The organism is Micromonospora sp. NPDC007208 (assembly GCF_042869175.1).
In the GTDB taxonomy this organism is placed as follows: domain Bacteria; phylum Actinomycetota; class Actinomycetes; order Mycobacteriales; family Micromonosporaceae; genus Micromonospora; species Micromonospora foliorum.
In genome coordinates this window covers 102446-122003 of record NZ_JBIAFG010000008.1, presented here as the reverse complement: position 1 = coordinate 122003, position 19558 = coordinate 102446, and the positions used below count along the sequence as shown (strand labels likewise).

Below are 19558 nucleotides of genomic sequence, written 5' to 3'. Positions count from 1 at the left end.
GCTGGTGACCCCACCGCCGGGCGGGGTCACCAGCGGGGCGTTCAGCGACGTCGCGGCCGTCGGGTCACCGCGAAGCCGAACACGCCGGCCACCGCGGCGAGCGCGCCGCCGATGCCGGTCCAGACCCAGCGCGAGCCGAGATCCGGCAACCAGTCCGCCAGCGGATCGCCCTCGTCGTCGGCCTCCGCGTCCACCGGGGGTACGGCGTTGAGCACCGTGCCGGCCTTGGTGTTCGGCACCAGCGGGGCGGCCAACTCGCCGTCGTCGGCCGAGGCGCCCCGGTCGGCGATGGTGCCGACCAGCAGGTCCACGTCGATCGGCGCACCCAGATCCGGCTCCGGCAGGTCGATCACGGAGAGCCGGACGACGTACGTGCCGGGCAGTGGATCGGCCGACCAGGGCTCCGCCCACGGCCGTACCTCGCGCAGCGTGCAGCCCAGCACCACGTTCGGCGCCTTCGCGTCCACGGTCGGGGTCTGTGCCCCCGCCGTGCACGCCTGGCGTCGGCGCAGCCCGTCGAAGACGTCCACCGTCCAGGTGGAGGCGCCGCTGCGTCCCTTCGGGAAGGTGACGGTGGCGGTGATCTCGTGCACCTGGCCGGCCGTCGCCGGGAACGACCAGTAGAGGTGGTCGCCGATCGAGGCGTCCACCCGTACCGGTTGTCCGGCGGTGATCGGGGTGGCGCTGAGGAACGACGTACCGGCACGGTTCACCGGCGTGGCACCGGGGGAGGGGGTCGGTGCGGCGAGGGCCGCAGCGGGCATTAGAGCGGCCCCGCCGGCGGCGAGCAGCGCCGCCATCGACCGGAACAGTGCGGTGCGCATCAGTTCTCCCTCCAGGTGGCGACCCACCAGCGGGTGAGCAGGCCGGCGAGCAGACCGGTGATCAGCCCGGCGATGGTGAGCAGGGCGAGCAGCACCCAGCCGCGGCCGAGGTCCGGTCCGTCCGGTGCGGGCGCGGCGGCGACCACGTCGATGGTCAACTCCACCGGCATGCCCGGGGTCGCCGCGGTGCCGGGACGCGGGGCGAACGAGTTGCTCACGACCAGGCAGACGGTGGTGGGCTCGACGACCGGCGCGGAACTCTCCTCGGTCTCCGCGGCATCCTCGTCGTCGGCGGTGGCCGACCAGCGCAGCCCGGCGGAGAGCACGTCGGTCCGTCCGCTGCCGGCGTCCGCGCCCCGGACCAGTTCCCGGCCGTCGGCCGCGGTGGCCCGCAGCAGCACCCCGTAGTCCCGGTTGACGGCTCGGTCCAACGCCATGCTCACCGAAGCCCGCAGCTCCTGCCCGGGGCGGATCGGCACCCGGTAGTAGCGATGCTCGGAGAACGCCTCCCGGTCGGCGTAGACGCCGGGGGCGAGCAGTGGCGCGGAGTCGCACGCGGTCGTGCCGCCCACCACGGTCGGGGCCCGGGTGTGCGTGTCGGCGGCCCGCTCGACGAGCTGTTTGATCCGGTCGGTCAGCTCCTCGGCGCTCTGCGCGGCGGTGTAGGTCCCGCCGGTCGCGCTGGCGATGCAGAGCAGTTGCCGGCGGACCTTCTCGTCGGGGGCCAGGCCGAGGGTGTCGACGACCAGGCTGGTGCCCTGGGCGGCCAGTTCCCGGGCCACCTCGCACGGGTCCGGCGGAGCGCAGGTGTCCTCTCCATCGGTGATCAGCACGATCCGCCGGGTGGTGGCTCCGGTGCCCAGGTCCTGTGCGGCGGAGCGCAGCGCCAGCCCGACCGGGGTGAACCCGGTCGGCCGGAGTGTCGCCACGGCCGCCTTGGCGGCGGACCGGTCCACCGGGCCGACCGGCACGATCTGCTGCGTGTCCTGGCAACCGACCTTCTTGTCCTTGCCGCGGTAGGTCGCGCCCAGCACCCGGATACCGAGCTGTGTCTCCTCGGGTAGCGCGTCCACCACCTCGTTGAAGGCCTGCTGGGCGACCGAGATCCGGGTGCGTCCGTCGATATCGGCGGCGCGCATCGACCCGCTGACGTCGAGCACCAGCTCGACCCGGGGCGGCTCGGGCGCCGGCTCCTCGTCGGCCTGCGCCGGGGAGGGCCCGGCCAGTGCGGTGGTCGCCAGCAGCCCGAGAAGGACCGCCGTCGATCGTCTGAAGTTGATCACGACCGGCAGTGTAGTGAGATCCACTTTGGATGATCGTTTGGGTGGAGGCGCGCGGAGCTGACGACACCGGCCGGGTCAGCGGCCACCTCGGGCCGGCCGCGCCCACGCTCTGGGTCCACGGCGGGTCACCCTCGGTCAACTGTGCGAGGGAAGGTGTCGGCCCGGCCACCATCCGTCGGAAATCTGACCCAAGTCGACCCGTTGTGCCGGTGGTGCGCGGTGGTTAAGCTCTTCATGCGCGCCCCAATCGCCCGCTTCCCCCGTGGCAGGCGATCGGGGCGCGCGTCTTTGTGAAGAAGGGCCCGCACGCTTCGGCGTGCGGGCCCTTCTCTCGTCGCGCTGTGCGGCGCGTCGCCTGTCGACGCTTATATCCACCGACCGTCGAGCCACATCCGGGACAGCCAGTCCGAGTACGGAATCACCCGGCCGACGAAGATCGGATAGAAGTACGCGAAGCAGAGCCCGACCAGCAGCACGTACGCCCCCGCCGCGATGCTGCCCACCAGCCGGCGTTCGTAACTCGGGTCACCGGGCACCAGCGGCGCCATCGCACCCACCTCACCCCCGGCGGGCGCGATCAGCGCGCCCAGCACGTACACCACGGCCAGCACCAGGAACGGCACCGCCGGTGCGGCGTAGAACGAGAACATCGTCCGGCCGTCGAGGGCGAACCAGAACCACGGCAGCAGCCCGGCGGCCACGGTGAGCAGGATCGCGCCGGCCCGCCAGTCCCGCCGCGCAACACCCAGCCAGACCAGCGCCACCAGGGCGGGCAGGAACGACCACCAGAGCAGCGGGGTGCCGAGCAGCAGAATCTCGGAGGCGCAGCTCGGCGCGCCGCAGACGCCGTTGCTGGCGTAGTGGAACGCCACCGGCCGGCCCAACAGCAACCACTGCCACGGCCACGACTGGTACTTGTGCGCGTCGTCCAGCTGGGCGTGGAAGCCGTACGCCGCGCGATGGTATTCGAAGAGGTTGATCAGCGGGCCGATCACCGGGCGGTCGCTGAGCGGGGCGCTCGGGTAGGCCGACGCGAGCCGGTAGTAGCCGTCGTCGGTGAGCAGCCAGCCCGACCAGGTGGCGACGTAGGTGCCCACCATGAGCACGCCCGCGAGCACCAGCCAGGGCAGCTCGTCGATGAGTGTGTCCCGCCAGGGCCGGCGGACCCCCGCCGAGCGGCGGACGCCGACCTCCCAGAAGAGCACCAGCAGCGCGAAGGCCGGCACGAAGTAGAGAGCGCTCCACTTCACCGCACAGGCGCAGCCGATCAACACCCCGGCGGCCAGCCGCCACCACGGCCAGGTGCGCCAACCGGTCGGCGGCCGGCCGGCCCGGCCCGGCTGGCTCGGATCGAGCCCGTCGTCCAGAGCCCGTGCCCAACGCCGGCGGCGGGCGTCCCGGTCGAGCACCAGCGCGCCGAACGCGGCCAGCACGAAGAAGAGCAGGAAGATGTCGAGCAGCGCCGCGCGGGACAGCACCAGGTGGAAGCCGTCCAGGGCGAGCAGCAGGCCAGCCGCGCAGCCGAGCACCGTCGAGCGGAACATCCGCCGACCGATGCGGACCAGCAGTAGCACCGACAGCGTGCCGATCACGGCCGCCGAGAATCGCCAGCCGAACGCCGGCGCGGTGGTCATCAGGTGCCCGGGGACGGAGACCTTGGATTCGACGTCCTGATAGCCGAAGGCCCACTCGCCGATGCCGATCAGCCACTTGCCCAGCGGCGGGTGCACCACGTACGACGGGACGTTGTCCTTGTAGTTCCACTCCACGCCACGGGAGATCAGCCCGTAGGCGTCCTTGGCGTAGTACGTCTCGTCGAAGACCTTGCCCTTCGGGCTGGACAGCCCGACGAAGCGCAGGATCGCCGCGATGGCCACCACCACTGCCGTGGCGAGCCAGGAGAACCGGTCCGCCTGGGTGTCGACGGTGGCGAACCGTCGCCGGATCACGGCGGCCACCCCGCCACCCTCGGCGTTCGGTGCCGTCGGCTCCTGGGTGGCACCGGGCTCGCCCGTCACCTGGATCATCTTGTCCGGATCGGCGCTCGGGCTCTGCGCTGTCGACGCACTCGTCACCCGGCGATCGTAGGCTGCCAAGGTGTCCGGCGGCGTCCGTCGTCCCTGATACCGGTATTCCCAGTCAATGAAGGAGACGAATCCGTGGGTGAAATGTCCGAAGTTGGGCGCCTGATTCTGCTCGGTGCTCCGCTCGGCAACCCCGCCGACGCCTCGGCCCGGCTCCGGGAGGTGCTGATCAGCGCCGACGTGGTCGCCGCCGAGGACACCCGCCGGCTCACCCGGTTGGCCCGCGATCTCGACCTCACCGTCGGAGGTCGGATCGTCTCCTACTTCGAGGGCAACGAGGAGCGGCGCACCCCCGAGCTGGTCGAGGCCATCCTCGGCGGGTACGTGGTGGCGCTGGTCACCGACGGAGGGATGCCGAGCGTCTCCGACCCCGGCTACCGGCTGGTCCGGGCCACGTTGGATGTCGGTGCGCCGGTCACCGTCGCCCCCGGGCCGAGCGCGGTCACCACCGCGCTGGCCGTCTCCGGGTTGCCCTGCGACCGGTTCTGCTTCGAGGGCTTCCTGCCCCGCACCGGCGGCGGCCGCCGATCCCGGCTGCGCGCGCTCGCCGCCGAGGAGCGCACCCTGGTCTTCTTCGAGGCGCCGCACCGGATCGGGGCGACCCTCACCGACCTGGCCGACACGTTCGGAGCGGACCGGCCGGCCGCGCTCTGCCGCGAACTCACCAAGACCTACGAGGAGGTGCTCCGCCGTCCCCTCGGCGAGCTGGCCCGGTGGGCCACCGAGGGAGACCCGCGCGGGGAGATCACCCTGGTGGTGGCCGGAGCCCCGGTGACCGCCGCCGAACGCCCCGACGACGACACCCTGCGCGCCGCCGTCGCCGAGCGGGAGGCCGCCGGCCGGTCCCGCCGGGACGCCATCACCGACGTCGCCACCGAGTACGCGCTGCGCCGCCGGGACGTCTACACGATCGTGCACAGCTGACCAAGGTGGTCGGGCCCGCCGGACAGCGGGCTCACCACGCGGCGGCCAGGAAGCCGACGGTGATCAGCGTGGGGCCGGCGATGGCGGCGGCCACCGCCCAGCGGCGGTGCCGGCGGCCGGGCAGCCGCGCCGATCCGGTCCACCGGACGATGCCGGCGGTGCAGCCCAGCACCCCCAACAGCCCGGGCAGCCACCGCAGGTGCCGGCTCAGGCCGACGTCCGCGTACGCGGTGCCGCTGTCCGGGCCGGTCATCCGCGCCGGCAGCGGGGTACCGGCCGCGCTGCCCTCGACGGGAACGCCGCTGACCCGCACACCATGGGCGATGAACCGCCCGTCCTCGGCCGTGAAGATCCCCCGGCACCGCTGGGTGAGCCCGCCGCCGGAGCACTCGTCGATCACCACCGTGCCCGTTTGGGCGTGCCCGACCGCGAGCCAGAACGGGCCGGCGCTGACCCAGGCGAAGAAGGCCGCGACCAGGCTCAGCATCACCAGCGCGGCGAGTCCGGGCAGCGGATCCGGCGGTGGGGGCGTACGGCTGGGTGCCCGGCGCCGCGTCAGCCGGAAGCCGCGGAACCGCGCCGGTGCCGGGTCCGTGCGGACCGGGGTGCCGTCCCAGTGCACCTGCTCGATCGGTGCCCAGAAAGCGCCGTCGTCGTCGTCCGACGGGTCGCCGTCGGGCCGGTGGTCCCGCTGCCGGGGGCCCTGCTGCCGGACCGGCACCCGACGCGGCACCGCGTCCACCGGCGCGCCGGTCGTCGGCTCCACCTCGACGGGCCCCGCACCGGCCGACGCCGATCCGGTCGGCGCGCCCGCCGAGCCGGGCCGGGCCGGGCTGGGTACGGGTGCCCCCGGGGTCGGCCGGGTCGGGGTGGGCGACGGCGCCGCCGGCGTGGGGCGGGCCGGGGCAGCGGACCTCCCCGCCGGGGTGGGACGTTGCGCGCCCGGGTCGGCGCCGGGGACCAGCCGGGGCTGGGGCGCGACCCCGGTGACCCGGTGCACGGCGGGTTCGGGCTCCGGATCGTCGCCGACCCCCGGTCCGGTGGGACGGTCCTCGTGGTCCCGCGCCGCTCCTCTGCCCGTCACGACGTTCATTGCACACCGCTGCAGGAGGTGAAACGGGCAGCTGAGCCGCGTGTCGACGACAAATCGGACCAACGGGCGAGCTGGTCGACCCGGTCCGCCGGTCGGGCACCCCCCATTGGTTCGCGGACGCCCCGGACGGGTCACTAGGCTCACTGCTCATGAGTCACGTTCTCGCGGCAGTGGCCTGGCCGTACGCCAACGGCCCCCGCCACATCGGCCACGTCTCCGGTTTCGGCGTTCCCTCCGACGTCTTCGCCCGGTACATGCGGATGGCCGGCCACGACGTGCTCATGGTCTCCGGCACCGACGAGCACGGCACCCCGATCCAGGTGCAGGCCGACGCCGACGGGGTGACCCCGCGCGAGTTGGCCGACCGGTACAACAGGGTGATCGTCGAGGACCTGCACGGCCTCGGTCTCTCCTACGACCTGTTCACCCGCACCACCACCCGCAACCACTACGCGGTGGTGCAGGAGCTGTTCGAGGGGATGTACCGCAACGGCTACATCGTCCCGAAGACCACCATGGGGGCGATCTCCCCGTCCACCGGGCGCACCCTGCCCGACCGCTACATCGAGGGCACCTGCCCGATCTGCGGGTACGACAGCGCCCGCGGTGACCAGTGCGACAACTGCGGCAACCAGCTCGACCCGATCGACCTGATCGACCCGAAGTCGCGGATCAACGGGGAGACTCCGAAGTTCGTCGAGACCGAGCACTTCTTCCTGGACCTGCCGGCCCTGGCCGACGTGCTGCGGCAGTGGCTGGACACCCGCGAGGGGTGGCGGCCCAACGTGCTGCGGTTCTCCCGCAACCTGCTCGACGACCTCCAGCCCCGGGCGATCACCCGTGACCTGGAGTGGGGCGTACCGATCCCGCTCGACGGCTGGCGCGACCGGTCGGACAAGCGGATCTACGTGTGGTTCGACGCCGTCATCGGCTACCTGTCCGCCTCGATCGAGTGGGCCCGCCGCTCCGGTGACCCCGACGCGTGGCGGAAGTGGTGGTCCACCGACGGTGCCGGTAAGGACTCCCAGTCCTACTACTTCATGGGCAAGGACAACATCGTCTTCCACTCGGTGATCTGGCCGGCGCTGCTCTCCGGATACTCCGGTGAGGGTTCCCGCGACGGTGAGCCGGGCGAGCTGGGCCGGCTCAACCTGCCCACCGAGGTGGTCTCCAGCGAGTACCTGACCATGGAGGGGCGCAAGTTCTCGTCGTCCCGCAAGGTGGTCATCTACGTACGCGACTTCCTGGAGCGCTACGACGCCGACGCGCTGCGGTACTTCATCGCCGCCGCCGGCCCGGAGAGCAACGACACCGACTTCACCTGGGCCGAGTTCCTTCGCCGCAACAACGACGAGTTGGTCGCCGGCTGGGGCAACCTGGTCAACCGGTGCGTCTCGATGGCCGCGAAGAACTTCGGGGCGATCCCGCCGGTCGACCCGGCCGGGCTCACCGAGGCCGACGAGGCGCTGCTCGCCGTCGCCCGGGCCGGTTTCACCACGGTCGGCGACCTGATCGGCCGGCACCGGCAGAAGCAGGCGATCGGTGAGGCCATGAAGGTCGTCGCCGAGGCCAACCGGTACCTCTCCGAGCAGGCGCCCTGGAAGCTCAAGGACGAGGCGGACAAGCCCCGGATGGGCACCATCCTGCACGTCGCCCTCCAGGTGATCAGCGATGCCAACACACTGCTCACCCCGTTCCTGCCGCACTCCGCGCAGCAGGTGCACGAGCTGCTCGGAGGCACCGGCGTCCACGCGCCGATGCCGGTGATCGAGCAGGTCGACGACCTGGACGGCGGTCCGGCGTACCCGGTGCTCACCGGGGACTACACCGTCGGCGCGCGCTGGGAGTCGGTGCCGATCGAGGCGGGCCGGCCGCTGGCCGTGCCGAAGCCGGTGTTCCGCAAGCTCGACCCGTCGATCGTCGACGAGGAACTGGCCCGGCTGGCCGACTGAACGCACGACGCGCGCGGCGGCGGGGTGCCCCGCCCGCCGCGCGCCCTCACATCGCGTACCGGGTGTCCATCACCTGGTCGTCGGTCACCTCGGCGCCGGGCGCCCAGGCCTCGTAGATGCCACGTTCCTGACACTGCGCGCCGGTGGTGACCACGGTGTCCGGGTTCGGGTAGCGCAGGCGTACCCGCAGCCAGCCGGCCTCCTCCCGCAGCACCAGGCACGGCACGCCCCGCCACTGGGCGAACCGGACCCGGCGGGCCACCGCGTCCACCGGGTAACGGGCCGCCCGGGTCATCGCCAGCACCCGGAACCCGCCGGGCAGGTCGGCGACCGCCTCGTACTCGGTGTCGCCGTACATGCCGACCAGTTGGGTGGAGCGGGGCGCGTCGGCGTTCGGCACGTACTCCTGGTCCGGGGAGAGGCCCGGCACCGCGGCCAACAGGTGCCGCCACTGCGGGCCCACCATCCGCAGCCACCCGCGCTGCTCGGCCTGGTAGGTGTACAGCACCACCTCCACCCCCTCCGCCGGGTACGCGATGAGGGCGGCGTTCGCCGGCATCGGCAGGTCGGCGAAGTCCCGGGTGATGAACTCCGGGATGAGCTGACCATTGCTGGGCACGAAGCCGGTGCCCAGCACCGGGGCGCCCAGCCGGTCCCGGGAGGCCAACGCGGTCAGGCCGCGGTGTGCCGGGCCCACCGGCACGTCGTAGTCGCCCGGGTCGGACGCGCGCCAGCGCAGCGCGTACGCCACGTCCGGGCCGTCCCGGCCAGCGTCACCGTCGGTACGCAGCACCGTCGTCGTCGCCGGCGTACGCAGGTGCGCCACGTCGTGCTCGCGGAAGCAGAAGCCGTGCGGCAGCCAACCCCGTACGTAGCCGGCGAGCTGCTGGGCCGAGAGCACCTTCATCATCCGGGTGCCCCGCCGAACCACCGCCGACGCGCGCGCCATCGTCAGCATCGGGTCGCCCGCCGCCGCCGGCTGCTGGCTGAGCTGGTGCAGGTACGCCCAGCCCCGCTCGCGGTGGGCGGGCATCAGCAGCGGCGTCTCCGGCTCGTCGGCCGGCTCCGTCGCCCCGTGTACCGCGGTCACCTCGGTGACGTGCACGAAGCGGCGCCACGGCAGGGCGCTACCCGGGCGGGGCGCCCACTCGAAGCCGGCCACCTCGTCGGTGCTGAACAACTCGTACGCGGCGCCTCGGGCGAGTTCCTCGGCCGGGTACACGCCGCCGCCGAACGCCACGTGCAGTCCGGTCCGTTCGCCAGCGCTGCCGCCGGTCTGGGGGGTGACGCTCATGCCGTCGCCTCCCTGCTCGGTGGGATGAGGTCCGCACGCTGTCGCGTCCGGTCGCTGGTGACCGTAGAGTCGCGCGGCGTAGTCGAGGTGAACGTCGGGTGGCGGGCAGATGGACAGGCCCGGTGTGTGATGCTGTCGCTGATGAGCGAGCCCACTGAATCCCGCCGCGAGCGTGCCGCCCGGCGGGCCGGAGAGTTTCCGCCCGCCCCCGAGTCGCTGCCCCGGGCGGTGCTGGACAGCCACACCCACCTGGACATCACGGTCAGCGAGGCCGGTGTGCCCGGCGGCGGGCCGGCCGACGACCCGGTCGCCGTTGCCATCGCGTTGGCCACGAAGGTCGGCGTGGACCGACTGGTCCAGGTGGGCGTGGACGTTGCCTCCTCCCGGTGGGGCGCGGACACCGCCGACCGCTACCCCGCCGTGCTGGCCACCGTGGCGCTGCACCCCAACGAGGCGCCGCGGCTGAGCGACCTCGACGAGGCGCTGCGGGAGATCGAGTCACTCGCCGCCCGTGACCGGGTCCGGGGGATCGGCGAGACCGGGATGGACTTCTTCCGCACCGGCGACGAGGGGCGTGCCGCGCAGGAGCAGAGTTTCCGGGCGCACATCGCCATCGCCAAGCGGTACGGCAAGACGTTGGTGATCCACGACCGCGACGCGCACGCCGACGTGCTGCGGATCCTCGACGACGAGGGCGCTCCCGACCGGGTGGTGCTGCACTGCTTCTCCGGCGACGCCGACTTCGCCCGCGAGTGCGTCCGCCGCGGCTACCTGCTGAGCTTCGCCGGCACCGTCACCTTCGGCAGCGCGACGGCACTGCGCGAGGCCGCCGCGCTCACCCCGGTGGACCAGATGCTTGTGGAGACCGACGCCCCGTACCTCACCCCGATGCCGTACCGCGGCCGGCCGAACGCGTCGTACCTCATCCCGCTCACCGTCCGGGCACTCGCCGCGACCACCGGCAGCGACCTGGACGAGCTGTGCGCGGCCATCTCCGCCACCGGCGACCGGGCCTTCGGCCCGTGGTGAGCCCGGCCCGACGGTCGGCGCGGACCCCGTCGGTACGCTGCCCGGCATGACCGGTCTCCTCGGCCCGGCGGAGATCCGGGAACTCGCCGCCCGGCTGGGCGTCGCGCCCACCAAGAAGCTGGGCCAGAACTTCGTGCACGACCCGAACACCGTGCGCCGGATCGTCACCGCCGCCGGCCTGACCCCCGACGACGTGGCCCTGGAGGTGGGGCCCGGTCTCGGCTCGCTGACCCTGGGGCTGCTGCCGGTCGCCGGGCACGTGCACGCCGTGGAGATCGACCCGGTGCTCGCCGGGGCGCTGCCGGAGACCGTCGCGCGGCACGCCGGGGCCGACGCCGCCCGGCTCACCGTGCACCGCGCCGACGCGCTGCGCATCTCCGCCGCCGAGCTGGCCGACCCGCCGCCGACCGCGCTGGTGGCGAACCTGCCCTACAACGTGGCCGTACCGGTGGTGCTGCACCTGCTCGCCGTACTGCCCACCCTGCGACACGGCCTGGTGATGGTGCAGAAGGAGGTCGCCGACCGGCTCGTCGCCGGTCCCGGTTCCAAGGTGTACGGCATTCCGTCGGTGAAGCTCGCCTGGTACGCCCAGGCCCGGGGCGCCGGCAAGGTGCCGCCGAACGTGTTCTGGCCGGTGCCCAACGTCGACTCCGGCCTGGTCGCCTTCACCTGCCACGAGCCGCCCCGCGCCGACGTACCCCGGGAACGGGTCTTCGCCGTGGTGGACGCGGCGTTCGCGCAGCGCCGCAAGACGCTGCGCGCCGCGTTGGCCGGCTGGGCCGGTGGCGCGGACCGGGCCGCCGCGGCGCTCACCGCCGCCGGCGTCGACCCCGGCGCCCGTGGGGAGTCACTGACCGTCGAGCAGTTCGCCGCCATCGCCGCGTCGGCTCCGGTCGGTACGCCGGCCGGGAAGTAGGCTGACGCCGTGCCCGCCGAGGACGCCGAGGAGCTGATCGTGGCCAAGCCGTTCGACATCCGCCTGCACCTGCGGGACATCACCCCGTGACCGAGGCCTGGCGACCGGACGACGACGAGCGACGCGGGGCCATCGGCCCGGTGCGGGTGCGGGTGCCCGCGAAGGTCAACCTGCACCTCGGGGTGGGCCCGCTGCGCCGGGACGGCTACCACGAGCTGAACACGGTCTACCACGCCATCTCGATCTACGACGAGCTGACGGCCCGCCGGGGCGACACCCTCGCCCTGACGATGGAGGGTGAGGGCACCGGCGAGCTGGCCCTGGACGACACCAACCTGGTGATCCGCGCCGCGCACGCCCTCGCCGGGTACGCGGGGGTGCTGCCGCACGCCCGACTGCACCTGCGCAAGCAGATCCCGCTCGCCGGTGGGCTGGCCGGCGGCAGCGCCGACGCGGCCGCCGCCCTGGTGGCCTGCGACGCGCTCTGGGGCACCGGGCTGTCCCGCGACGAGCTGGCCGGCATCGCCGCCGACCTCGGCTCCGACGTGCCGTTCCTGATCTACGGTGGCACCGCGCTGGGCACCGGCCGGGGTGAGGCGATCAGCCCCGTGCTGGCCCGCCCCACCTCCTGGCACTGGGTGGTGGCGATCGCCGACGTCGGCCTGTCCACCCCGACCGCCTACCGCGAGCTGGACCGGCTCCGTGACTCCGGTGCCGCTGGCACCCCGCTGGGCAGCACCGACGCCCTACTGGGCGCGCTGCGCCAGCGTGACCCCCGGGTGCTCGCCCGTACGCTCGGCAACGACCTCCAGGACGCCGCGCTGGCCATGCGCCCGGCGCTGGCCGACACGCTCAAGGCCGGCGAGGCGGCCGGCGCGCTCACCGGCATCGTCTCCGGCTCCGGCCCGACCTGCGTGTTTCTCGCCGCCGACGCGGCCGACGCGGAGCGGATCGCGGCCGAGCTGACCGCCGCGGGTGTCTGCCGGGAGGCGCGGGTCGCGCACGGTCCGGTCGCCGGCGCCCGCGTCGGCTGACGAGGCGTCCCACCGGGGCTGCTGGCACGCGGCGCGGGCGTTCGGGGCGTCCGCGTACCCTTGGGACAGGCGTCCAGGTGCCCGCCGGCACCGGGACGCCTTGATCATGAAGGGTGGAACGTGGCGAACATCGTCAATCTGGACCGGGTGTCCAAGGGGTACGGCGCCGCCGGGCGGCTGCTCACGGACGTCTCGCTCGGCCTGGACGACGCCGACCGGATCGGCGTGGTCGGCCTCAACGGCGCCGGCAAGTCCACCCTGCTGCGGCTGCTCACCAAGCAGGAGGACCCCGACGACGGTCGGGTGACCCACCGCCGTGACCTGCGCGTGCTCTGGCTGCCCCAGCAGCTCACCCTCGCCCCCGAGGCCACCGTCCGGGACGTGGTGCTCGGCACCGCCTGGCTCGCCGAGGGCATGGGCGCCGAGCACGAGTGGGCCGGCGACGCCGGGGTGCGGGCCATCCTCGACGGCCTCGGCATGCCGCACCTCGGCCTCGACCAGCCGGTCGGCCCGATGTCCGGTGGCGAACGTCGCCGGGTGGCGCTCGCCGCGCTGCTCGTCCGCGACTCCGACCTGCTCATCCTCGACGAGCCCACCAACCACCTGGACGTCGGCGGTGTCGACTGGCTGGCCCGGCACCTGGTCGGCCGCAAGGGCGCCCTGGTCGTGGTCACCCACGACCGGTGGTTCCTGGACGCGGTCTGCACCACCACCTGGGAGGTCGCCGACCAGACCGTCCGCGCCTATGAGGGGGGCTTCGCCGCCTGGACCCTCGCCCGCGCCGAACGCGAGCGGGTCGCCGCCGCCACCGAGGCCCGCCGGCAGAACCTGCTCCGCAAGGAGATCGCCTGGCTGCGCCGTGGGCCGCCGGCCCGGACCTCCAAGCCGCAGTTCCGCATCGACGCCGCGAACGCGTTGATCGCCGACGTGCCGCCGGCCCGCGACACCATGTCGTTGCAGCGCATGGCCACCTCCCGGCTCGGCAAGCAGGTGTACGACCTGGAGAACGTCGAGCTGCACGCCGGCCCGAAGGAGATCCTGCGCGACGTCACCTGGCTGGTCGGCCCCGGCGACCGGATCGCCATCCTCGGCGCGAACGGCGCCGGCAAGACCACGCTGCTGCGGATGCTCGCCGGCATCACCCGCCCCGATGGTGGCCGCCTCGGCACCGGCTCCACCGTGCGGCCCGCCTTCCTCTCCCAGGAGCTCACCGAACTGCCCGGGCACCTGCGGGTGCTGGAAGCGGTGGAGGAGGTCGCCCGCCGGGTCCAGCTCGGGGACCGGGAGGTCTCCGCCGCGCAGCTCGCCGAGGTGTTCGGCTTCGACGACCGCCGGCTCTGGACCCCGGTCAGTGACCTCTCCGGTGGGGAACGCCGCCGGTTGCAGATGCTGCGGCTGCTGGCCGGCGAGCCCAACGTGCTGCTCTTCGACGAGCCCACCAACGACCTGGACACGGACACCCTCGCCTCGCTGGAGGATCTGCTCGACTCGTGGCCCGGCACGATCATCGTGGCCAGCCACGACCGGTACCTGATCGAGCGGGTCACCGACACCGCGTACGGGATGTTCGGCGACGGTCGGCTGGTGCACCTGCCGGGCGGCGTGGACGAGTACCTCGCGCGGACCGCCGAACGGGCCGGCTCTCCCCGGGCGGGCGTCACCTCGACCTCCGCGCCCGCCGCCCCCTCGGGAGGTGGCATGTCCGCCGCCGAGGTCCGTCAGGCCCGCAAGGAGCTGACCCGGCTGGAGCGGCAGCTCAGCAAGCTCGACCAGCGCGAGACCACGCTGCTCGACCAGCTCGCGGCGGACGCCACCGACTACGCCCGGGTCGCCGAGTTGGACACCCAGCTCAAGGATCTGCGCGCCGAGCGGGAGCGGATCGAGGAGAGCTGGATGACCCTCGCCGAGGACCTGCCCGAGAGCTGACCGGCCGGGCGCGCCGGCCCGGGCCCCGTGTGCGGCGTCACACCACCACATGCGAGACAATCGTCGGCGACACCTACCCCACGGCGTTGGAGACACAGACATGGCACACACCCCCGTCAACCACCCCGCGCGGCCGATCTACCGGGCGATCGGCGGGCTGACCGGTCTGTACCTGGTCGTCTTCGGTGTGCTCGGCATCATCGCGAGCACCGGCAACGAGATCCTCGCCCAGGACGACACCCGGGTCCTCGGTCAGGGCACCAACCTCGGCTTCTCGCTGCTCAGCGTGCTGCTCGGGCTCGTCGTGCTGGTCGGCACCGCGCTCGGCCGCAACATCGACGTGGCGATCAACCAGTGGCTGGCGTACAGCCTCATGGTGGTCAGCCTCGCCGGTCTCGCGTTCATCCGGACCGACGCCAACATCTTCAACTTCAGCATCACCACCGTGATCGTGGTGATGACGGCCGCCCTGGTGCTGCTCATGGTCGGCATGTACGGCAAGGTCGGCACGGAGGACGAGGCCGAGGCGTTCCAGAAGGCTCGTCTCGTTCTCTGACCCTTGGTTGCGGCGGTGGTTTTCGCCGGAGCCCGAGCTGCTCCGGGCGGTCAGGCTTGATCCCTGCGCAGCTCGGGCTCCGGCGAAAACCTCACCTGGTCCAGCCATTCGGCGGACCCGTCGGCTTTGTGGTTCTGCGGACAGTCGGTTCTGCCTTGGGTGACAATTCCCCTGAAACGGTCATCTTGGGGGTCTGGGCTATGCCGCATTTTCCGGTTAACCATCCGGCACGGCCGCTCTACCGGGTCCTCTCCGGGCTGATCGGCGTCTACATCCTGGTCTTCGGCGTCTGGGGTGTCGCCGAGACGATCGGCGACCCGCTCTTTGACCGCAGCAGCACCTGGGCCCTCGGGCTCCGGACCAACCTGGCCTTCTCGCTCGCCTCGGTGATCTTCGGGATCGTCCTGATCATCGGGGCGTCGCGGCGCACCAACCTCGGCCACTACATGAACCTCACCGCCGGCGTGGTGTTCCTGGTGACCAGCATCCTGATGATGTCGGTGCTGCAGACCGAGGCGAACTTCCTCAACTTCTCGATGTCGACAGTGGTCGTGTCGATGCTGTTCGGCCTGATCCTGCTCGGCACCGGTCTCTACGACAAGGTCGGTCCACCGGAGTCCGCCGAGGCGGAGTTGGAGCACCGCAAGCACCCGGTGGCCGACGTGCACCGCCGCTGATAGAGGTCAGTGACGCCGCGCGGTGATCAGCGTCGGCTTCGCCTCCAGGTGCGACAACCCGTTCCAGGCCAGGTTGACGAGGTGCGCCGCCACCGTCTCCTTGCGCGGCTTACGCACCTCCAACCACCAGCGGCCGGTCAACGCCACCATGCCGACCAGCGCCTGCGAGTACAGCTCGGCGAGCTTCGGGTCGTACCCGCGGCTCTTGTACTCGGCGCCCAGGATGTGCTCGACCTGGTGCGCCACATCGTTCATGACGCTGCTGAAGGTGGCCGTGCCGGACATCAGCGGCGACTCGCGGACCAGCACCCGGAAACCGCTGGTCTCCTCCTCGATGTAGGTCAGCAGGGCCAGCGCCGCCTGTTCCAGCAGCTCCCGCGGGTGCCCGGCGGTCAACGCCGTGGTGATCCGGTCAAGTAGGGCCCGGACCTCCCGGTCCACCACCACCGCGTAGAGCCCTTCCTTGCCACCGAAGTGCTCGTACACCACCGGCTTGGAGACCTTGGCGCGGGCCGCCACCTCCTCGATCGAGGTGGCGTCGAAACCACGCTCGGCGAAGAGTTGCCGGCCGGTCGCGATCAACTGCTCCCGTCGCTGGGCCGCCGACATGCGGACCCGGGAGGGCGCTTTGGCCTTCGGAGCCGCCGCTGGCGTCACCCGTCGGCCGCCGACACCCGCCCCCGCGTCGTCGCTGACCTCAGGCATGTCGCCACCTTGCTGGCGCTCGGTGACGCCCTGCCGTGGAATGGTTCCTCCGCTGTGCCCGTTCACGTCGTCGCCTCACTGTCGGGCGGTCCGACCGCCCTGCCGCGCCGTTCGACCGTACCCGGATCCGGCGCGGCCCCCCGTCCGCCGAGCCGCCCGGTCCCCCCGTATGGCTCGGTCATCCGGCCATCCTGCCAGGCGGCAACCCGGTGCACCGCCCGGTTTCAGCGGGGTGCGACCGGCTTCACGAGCTTGGCGGCGAGGCGCTCCGGCTTCGGCCAGCGCACCTGCGTCGCCGCGCCGACCTTCTCGAACAACCAGATCACCCGGGCGGAGATGTCCACCTGACCGCGCAGTACGCCATGCCGGGCGCTGGTCGGGTCGGCGTGGTGCAGGTTGTGCCAGCTCTCGCCGAACGACAGGATCGCCAGCGGCCAGAAGTTCGACGCGCGGTCGCCCTGGCGCATCGCGAACGGACGCTCGCCGTAGACGTGGCACACCGAGTTGATCGCCCAGGTGACGTGGTGCAGGAGGCCGATCCGGACCAGCCCGGCCCAGAAGAACGCGGTCAGCGCACCCTGCCAGGACCAGGTCACCAGGCCGCCGATCAGCGCCGGGCCGAGCAGCGAGATGGCCACCAGCGCGGGGAAGAGCCGGTCGACCCGGCTGATGTCCCGGTCGGCGATGAGGTCCGGTGCGAAACGCTCGCGGTTGGACAGCTCCCGGCGGAACAGCCAGCCCACGTGTGCGTGGAACAGGCCCCGGGTCAACGCCCAGAAGCTGGTGCCGAAGCGCCACGGCGAGTGCGGGTCACCCTCCAGGTCGGAGAAGGCGTGGTGCCGCCGGTGGTCGGCGACCCACTGGATGATCTCGCCCTGCACCGCCAGCGAACCCGCGACCGCCAGCGTCACCCGCAGCCACCGCTTGGCCTTGAACGAGCCGTGCGTGAAGTAGCGGTGGAAGCCGACGGTGATGCCGAGTCCGGAGACGACGTACCAGACCAGGCCGATGATCACGTCGGACCAGCCCAGCCAGCCGCCCCACGCCATTGGCACGGCTACCAGCAGGGCGACGAAGGGGATCACCACGAAAGCCCAGAGGGCGGCCAGGATGCCGGGGGACTGGCTGCCGTCGGTGAGTGGTTTGGGGCCGGGGCCGGCGGTGTTGGGATCGAGCACAGCAGTGGACATGGGACCTCGCAGGGGGATGGTAACGATCACGAAGCTACGCCTACGTCACCGTAACTTACGGCACCGTAGATCGCACGGGGAAGTTTCGAATCGTCCTCGCGTAGCCGCCCAAAGCCGCAGGTCAGCCACCCTGGCGGTGAGCACCTGACAGGTCCGGTAATCGGGGCGGCCGGGACGCGGGTCGTCCGCCCCGGGACGTCGACGGCGCCGACCGCTGGCGGTGCGGCGGGATGAGCGCTGGCGTCCGCCGGTCGGGGCGCTAAGGTGTAGCGGCGGGATGTCCATCCCTCGTGCGACGTGCGCGCGTCGCTGATCGGCCGTGGTGTAATTGGCAACACCCGGGTCTTTGGTACCCGTATTTCAGGTTCGAACCCTGGCGGCCGAGCTGCCCACCTACGCCCGTTTTAGGGTCCGGTGGGGGTAAGAGGGGAACGCGCCGGGCCCCGCGGCTAGCATGGCCGCGAGAGTGTCCGCCGTCCCGACGGGAGCCACGTCGTGCCCCAGCCCCACCTCCGTACCGTCGTCGTACTTGCCGCCGGTGAGGGCAAGCGGATGAAGTCGACGCTGCCCAAGGTGCTGCACCCCCTGCTCGGTCGGACGCTTCTCGGCCACGTGCTGAGCGCCGCCGCCCCGCTCGGCGCGGACCGCACCGTCGTCGTCGTGGGACACGGTGCCGACCAGGTCCGGGCGCACCTGTCCGAGGTCGCCCCGGACGCCACGCCGGTGCTCCAGGCCGAGCAACTCGGCACCGGGCACGCCGTGCGGATCGCGCTGGACGCCGTACCGGACGGTGCCGGCACGGTCGTGGTGATCAACGGGGACGTGCCGCTGCTGCGACCCGAGACGGTCGGCGCGCTGGTGACCGCGCACGAGGAGGCCGCCGCGGCGGCCACCGTGCTGGCCGCCGAGGTGCCCGACCCGACCGGCCTCGGCCGGATCGTCCGGGACGCCGACGGCCGCCTGGAGCAGATCGTCGAGGAACGCGACGCCGACGCGACGCAGCGCGCGATTCGGGAGATCAACGCCGGCATCTACGCGTTCGACGCGGTGCGGCTGCGCGAGGCGCTGGGCAAGCTCTCCACCGACAACGACCAGGGCGAGGAGTACCTCACCGACGTCTTCGGCCTGCTCCGCTCGGCAGGTGAGCCGGTGGCGGTGCACGTCGCCACGGACCACGTCGAGACGTTGGGCTGCAACGACCGGGTGGAGCTGGCGACGCTGCGCGGGCTGCTGCGCGACCGGATCAACGAGGCGTGGATGCGCACCGGGGTCAGCCTGCTCGACCCCGCCACCACCTGGATCGACGTGACGGTCGCACTGGACCGGGACGCGGTGGTCGACCAGAACACCCAGTTGCGCGGCGGCACGGTGGTCGGCGCGGGCGCGCTGATCGGGCCGGACGTCACCCTGATCGACACCGTCGTCGGCCCCGCCGCGTCGGTGATCCGCAGCCACGCCGTCGGCGCCGAGGTGGGCGCGGGCGCGACCGTCGGGCCGTACGCGTACCTGCGGCCGGCCGCCCAGCTGGCCGAGAAGGCGAAGGTCGGCACGTTCGTCGAGGTGAAGAACTCGCAGATCGGCGCCGGCGCGAAGGTGCCGCACCTGACGTACGTCGGCGACGCGACGATCGGCGAGCAGACCAACATCGGTGCCGCGTCGGTCTTCGTGAACTACGACGGGGTGAACAAGCACCGCACGGTGATCGGCAGCCACGCGCGGACCGGTGCGGACAACATGTTCGTGGCGCCGGTCGAGGTGGGCGACGGGGCGTACACGGCGGCGGGTTCGGTGATCGTCGACGACGTGCCGGCAGGCGCGATGGGTGTCGCCCGGGCGCGCCAGCGCAACATCGAGGGCTGGGTGGTCATGCGGCGCCCCGGCACCGCCGCGGCGGAGGCGGCGCAGCGGGCCGGCGACGCGAAGGGTGCGTCGGGGGTGGCCGGTGCCGCAAGCGACAGTGAGGCAATGCACGGGGCGACCGAGACGGTGGGCGGCGCATCCGGCGCGGGAGATACTGCAACCGAATAGTCCCTGACCCACCACCACCGGGTCGGGTACCGCCGACATAACG

16 protein-coding genes and 1 tRNA gene are annotated in these 19558 nt (G+C 72.5%); 10 read left to right on the top strand and 7 right to left on the bottom strand.

The window, feature by feature from the left end; translation table 11 throughout:
• Positions 1-41 precede the first annotated feature (41 nt).
• The 3 genes from ACFYL6_RS18165 to ACFYL6_RS18155 form a co-directional block, all read right to left on the bottom strand.
• Positions 42-824 (bottom strand): peptidase, encoded by a 783-nt coding sequence (locus tag ACFYL6_RS18165; RefSeq protein WP_387172425.1) that lies wholly within the window; start codon positions 822-824, stop codon positions 42-44.
• Positions 824-2107, bottom strand: coding sequence for a VWA domain-containing protein (locus ACFYL6_RS18160; protein WP_387172423.1), 1284 nt, complete (start codon positions 2105-2107; stop codon positions 824-826). The genes ACFYL6_RS18165 and ACFYL6_RS18160 overlap by 1 nt, the downstream gene beginning before the upstream one ends.
• Before the next feature lie 365 nt (positions 2108-2472).
• Complete coding sequence (locus tag ACFYL6_RS18155; protein ID WP_387172677.1) at positions 2473-4134, bottom strand: dolichyl-phosphate-mannose--protein mannosyltransferase; 1662 nt, start codon at positions 4132-4134, stop codon at positions 2473-2475.
• A 141-nt stretch (positions 4135-4275) separates the two neighbouring features.
• Here ACFYL6_RS18155 and rsmI point away from each other — a divergent pair, with 141 nt between their 5' ends.
• Positions 4276-5115, top strand: coding sequence for a 16S rRNA (cytidine(1402)-2'-O)-methyltransferase (gene rsmI, locus ACFYL6_RS18150; protein ID WP_274526812.1), 840 nt, complete (start codon positions 4276-4278; stop codon positions 5113-5115).
• A gap of 31 nt (positions 5116-5146) precedes the next feature.
• Here the strand turns inward: rsmI and ACFYL6_RS18145 are convergent, their stop codons facing one another.
• Positions 5147-6208, bottom strand: a complete 1062-nt coding sequence (locus ACFYL6_RS18145; RefSeq protein WP_387172421.1) for a hypothetical protein — start codon at positions 6206-6208, stop codon at positions 5147-5149.
• Positions 6209-6357: 149 nt separating this feature from the next.
• On the opposite strand from ACFYL6_RS18145, the gene metG reads away from it, so the two are divergent.
• Complete coding sequence (gene metG / locus ACFYL6_RS18140; RefSeq protein ID WP_387172419.1) at positions 6358-8160, top strand: methionine--tRNA ligase; 1803 nt, start codon at positions 6358-6360, stop codon at positions 8158-8160.
• Positions 8161-8206: 46 nt separating this feature from the next.
• On the opposite strand, the gene ACFYL6_RS18135 is transcribed toward metG, so the two are convergent.
• Positions 8207-9454 (bottom strand): hypothetical protein, encoded by a 1248-nt coding sequence (locus tag ACFYL6_RS18135; protein ID WP_387172417.1) that lies wholly within the window; start codon positions 9452-9454, stop codon positions 8207-8209.
• Between the two features lie 129 nt (positions 9455-9583).
• Here ACFYL6_RS18135 and ACFYL6_RS18130 point away from each other — a divergent pair, with 129 nt between their 5' ends.
• The 6 genes from ACFYL6_RS18130 to ACFYL6_RS18105 all read left to right on the top strand — a co-directional run bounded on the left by ACFYL6_RS18130 (position 9584) and on the right by ACFYL6_RS18105 (position 15592).
• The gene (locus tag ACFYL6_RS18130; protein WP_196920976.1) at positions 9584-10483 is read left to right on the top strand and encodes a TatD family hydrolase; all 900 of its coding nucleotides are present in this window, start codon (positions 9584-9586) and stop codon (positions 10481-10483) included.
• A gap of 46 nt (positions 10484-10529) precedes the next feature.
• Complete coding sequence (gene rsmA / locus ACFYL6_RS18125; RefSeq protein WP_387172415.1) at positions 10530-11399, top strand: 16S rRNA (adenine(1518)-N(6)/adenine(1519)-N(6))-dimethyltransferase RsmA; 870 nt, start codon at positions 10530-10532, stop codon at positions 11397-11399.
• An 86-nt stretch (positions 11400-11485) separates the two neighbouring features.
• Positions 11486-12433: a 4-(cytidine 5'-diphospho)-2-C-methyl-D-erythritol kinase gene (locus ACFYL6_RS18120; protein ID WP_387172414.1), complete on the top strand. Its 948-nt coding sequence runs from the start codon at positions 11486-11488 to the stop codon at positions 12431-12433.
• Between the two features lie 120 nt (positions 12434-12553).
• A complete protein-coding gene (locus ACFYL6_RS18115) occupies positions 12554-14359 on the top strand; it encodes an ABC-F family ATP-binding cassette domain-containing protein (RefSeq protein WP_387172412.1) in 1806 nt (601 codons plus the stop codon).
• Positions 14360-14459: 100 nt separating this feature from the next.
• Complete coding sequence (locus ACFYL6_RS18110; protein ID WP_387172410.1) at positions 14460-14915, top strand: DUF4383 domain-containing protein; 456 nt, start codon at positions 14460-14462, stop codon at positions 14913-14915.
• Between the two features lie 200 nt (positions 14916-15115).
• Positions 15116-15592 (top strand): DUF4383 domain-containing protein, encoded by a 477-nt coding sequence (locus ACFYL6_RS18105; RefSeq protein WP_387172409.1) that lies wholly within the window; start codon positions 15116-15118, stop codon positions 15590-15592.
• Between the two features lie 6 nt (positions 15593-15598).
• Here ACFYL6_RS18105 and ACFYL6_RS18100 read toward each other — a convergent pair whose 3' ends face one another.
• Positions 15599-16297 (bottom strand): TetR family transcriptional regulator, encoded by a 699-nt coding sequence (locus ACFYL6_RS18100; protein WP_387172407.1) that lies wholly within the window; start codon positions 16295-16297, stop codon positions 15599-15601.
• Positions 16298-16521: 224 nt separating this feature from the next.
• On the bottom strand, positions 16522-17487 hold the full coding sequence (locus ACFYL6_RS18095; RefSeq protein WP_387172405.1) for an acyl-CoA desaturase: 966 nt from the start codon (positions 17485-17487) through the stop codon (positions 16522-16524).
• A 313-nt stretch (positions 17488-17800) separates the two neighbouring features.
• Here ACFYL6_RS18095 and ACFYL6_RS18090 point away from each other — a divergent pair.
• Both ACFYL6_RS18090 and glmU read left to right on the top strand, forming a co-directional pair.
• Positions 17801-17872, top strand: a tRNA-Gln gene (locus tag ACFYL6_RS18090).
• A gap of 110 nt (positions 17873-17982) precedes the next feature.
• Positions 17983-19515, top strand: coding sequence for a bifunctional UDP-N-acetylglucosamine diphosphorylase/glucosamine-1-phosphate N-acetyltransferase GlmU (gene glmU / locus ACFYL6_RS18085; RefSeq protein ID WP_387172403.1), 1533 nt, complete (start codon positions 17983-17985; stop codon positions 19513-19515).
• Positions 19516-19558: the final 43 nt, after the last annotated feature.

Excerpts from the sequence above, each read along its gene's own strand:
- ACFYL6_RS18165 (WP_387172425.1), bottom strand. The coding sequence starts at position 824 with ATGCGCACCGCACTGTTCCGGTCGATGGCGGCGCTGCTCGCCGCCGGC.
- ACFYL6_RS18155 (WP_387172677.1), bottom strand. The coding sequence starts at position 4,134 with ATGATCCAGGTGACGGGCGAGCCCGGTGCCACCCAGGAGCCGACGGCA.
- rsmI (WP_274526812.1), top strand. The coding sequence starts at position 4,276 with ATGTCCGAAGTTGGGCGCCTGATTCTGCTCGGTGCTCCGCTCGGCAAC.
- ACFYL6_RS18145 (WP_387172421.1), bottom strand. The coding sequence starts at position 6,208 with ATGAACGTCGTGACGGGCAGAGGAGCGGCGCGGGACCACGAGGACCGT.
- metG (WP_387172419.1), top strand. The coding sequence starts at position 6,358 with ATGAGTCACGTTCTCGCGGCAGTGGCCTGGCCGTACGCCAACGGCCCC.
- ACFYL6_RS18135 (WP_387172417.1), bottom strand. The coding sequence starts at position 9,454 with ATGAGCGTCACCCCCCAGACCGGCGGCAGCGCTGGCGAACGGACCGGA.
- ACFYL6_RS18130 (WP_196920976.1), top strand. The coding sequence starts at position 9,584 with ATGCTGTCGCTGATGAGCGAGCCCACTGAATCCCGCCGCGAGCGTGCC.
- rsmA (WP_387172415.1), top strand. The coding sequence starts at position 10,530 with ATGACCGGTCTCCTCGGCCCGGCGGAGATCCGGGAACTCGCCGCCCGG.
- ACFYL6_RS18110 (WP_387172410.1), top strand. The coding sequence starts at position 14,460 with ATGGCACACACCCCCGTCAACCACCCCGCGCGGCCGATCTACCGGGCG.
- ACFYL6_RS18105 (WP_387172409.1), top strand. The coding sequence starts at position 15,116 with ATGCCGCATTTTCCGGTTAACCATCCGGCACGGCCGCTCTACCGGGTC.
- ACFYL6_RS18100 (WP_387172407.1), bottom strand. The coding sequence starts at position 16,297 with ATGCCTGAGGTCAGCGACGACGCGGGGGCGGGTGTCGGCGGCCGACGG.
- ACFYL6_RS18095 (WP_387172405.1), bottom strand. The coding sequence starts at position 17,487 with ATGTCCACTGCTGTGCTCGATCCCAACACCGCCGGCCCCGGCCCCAAA.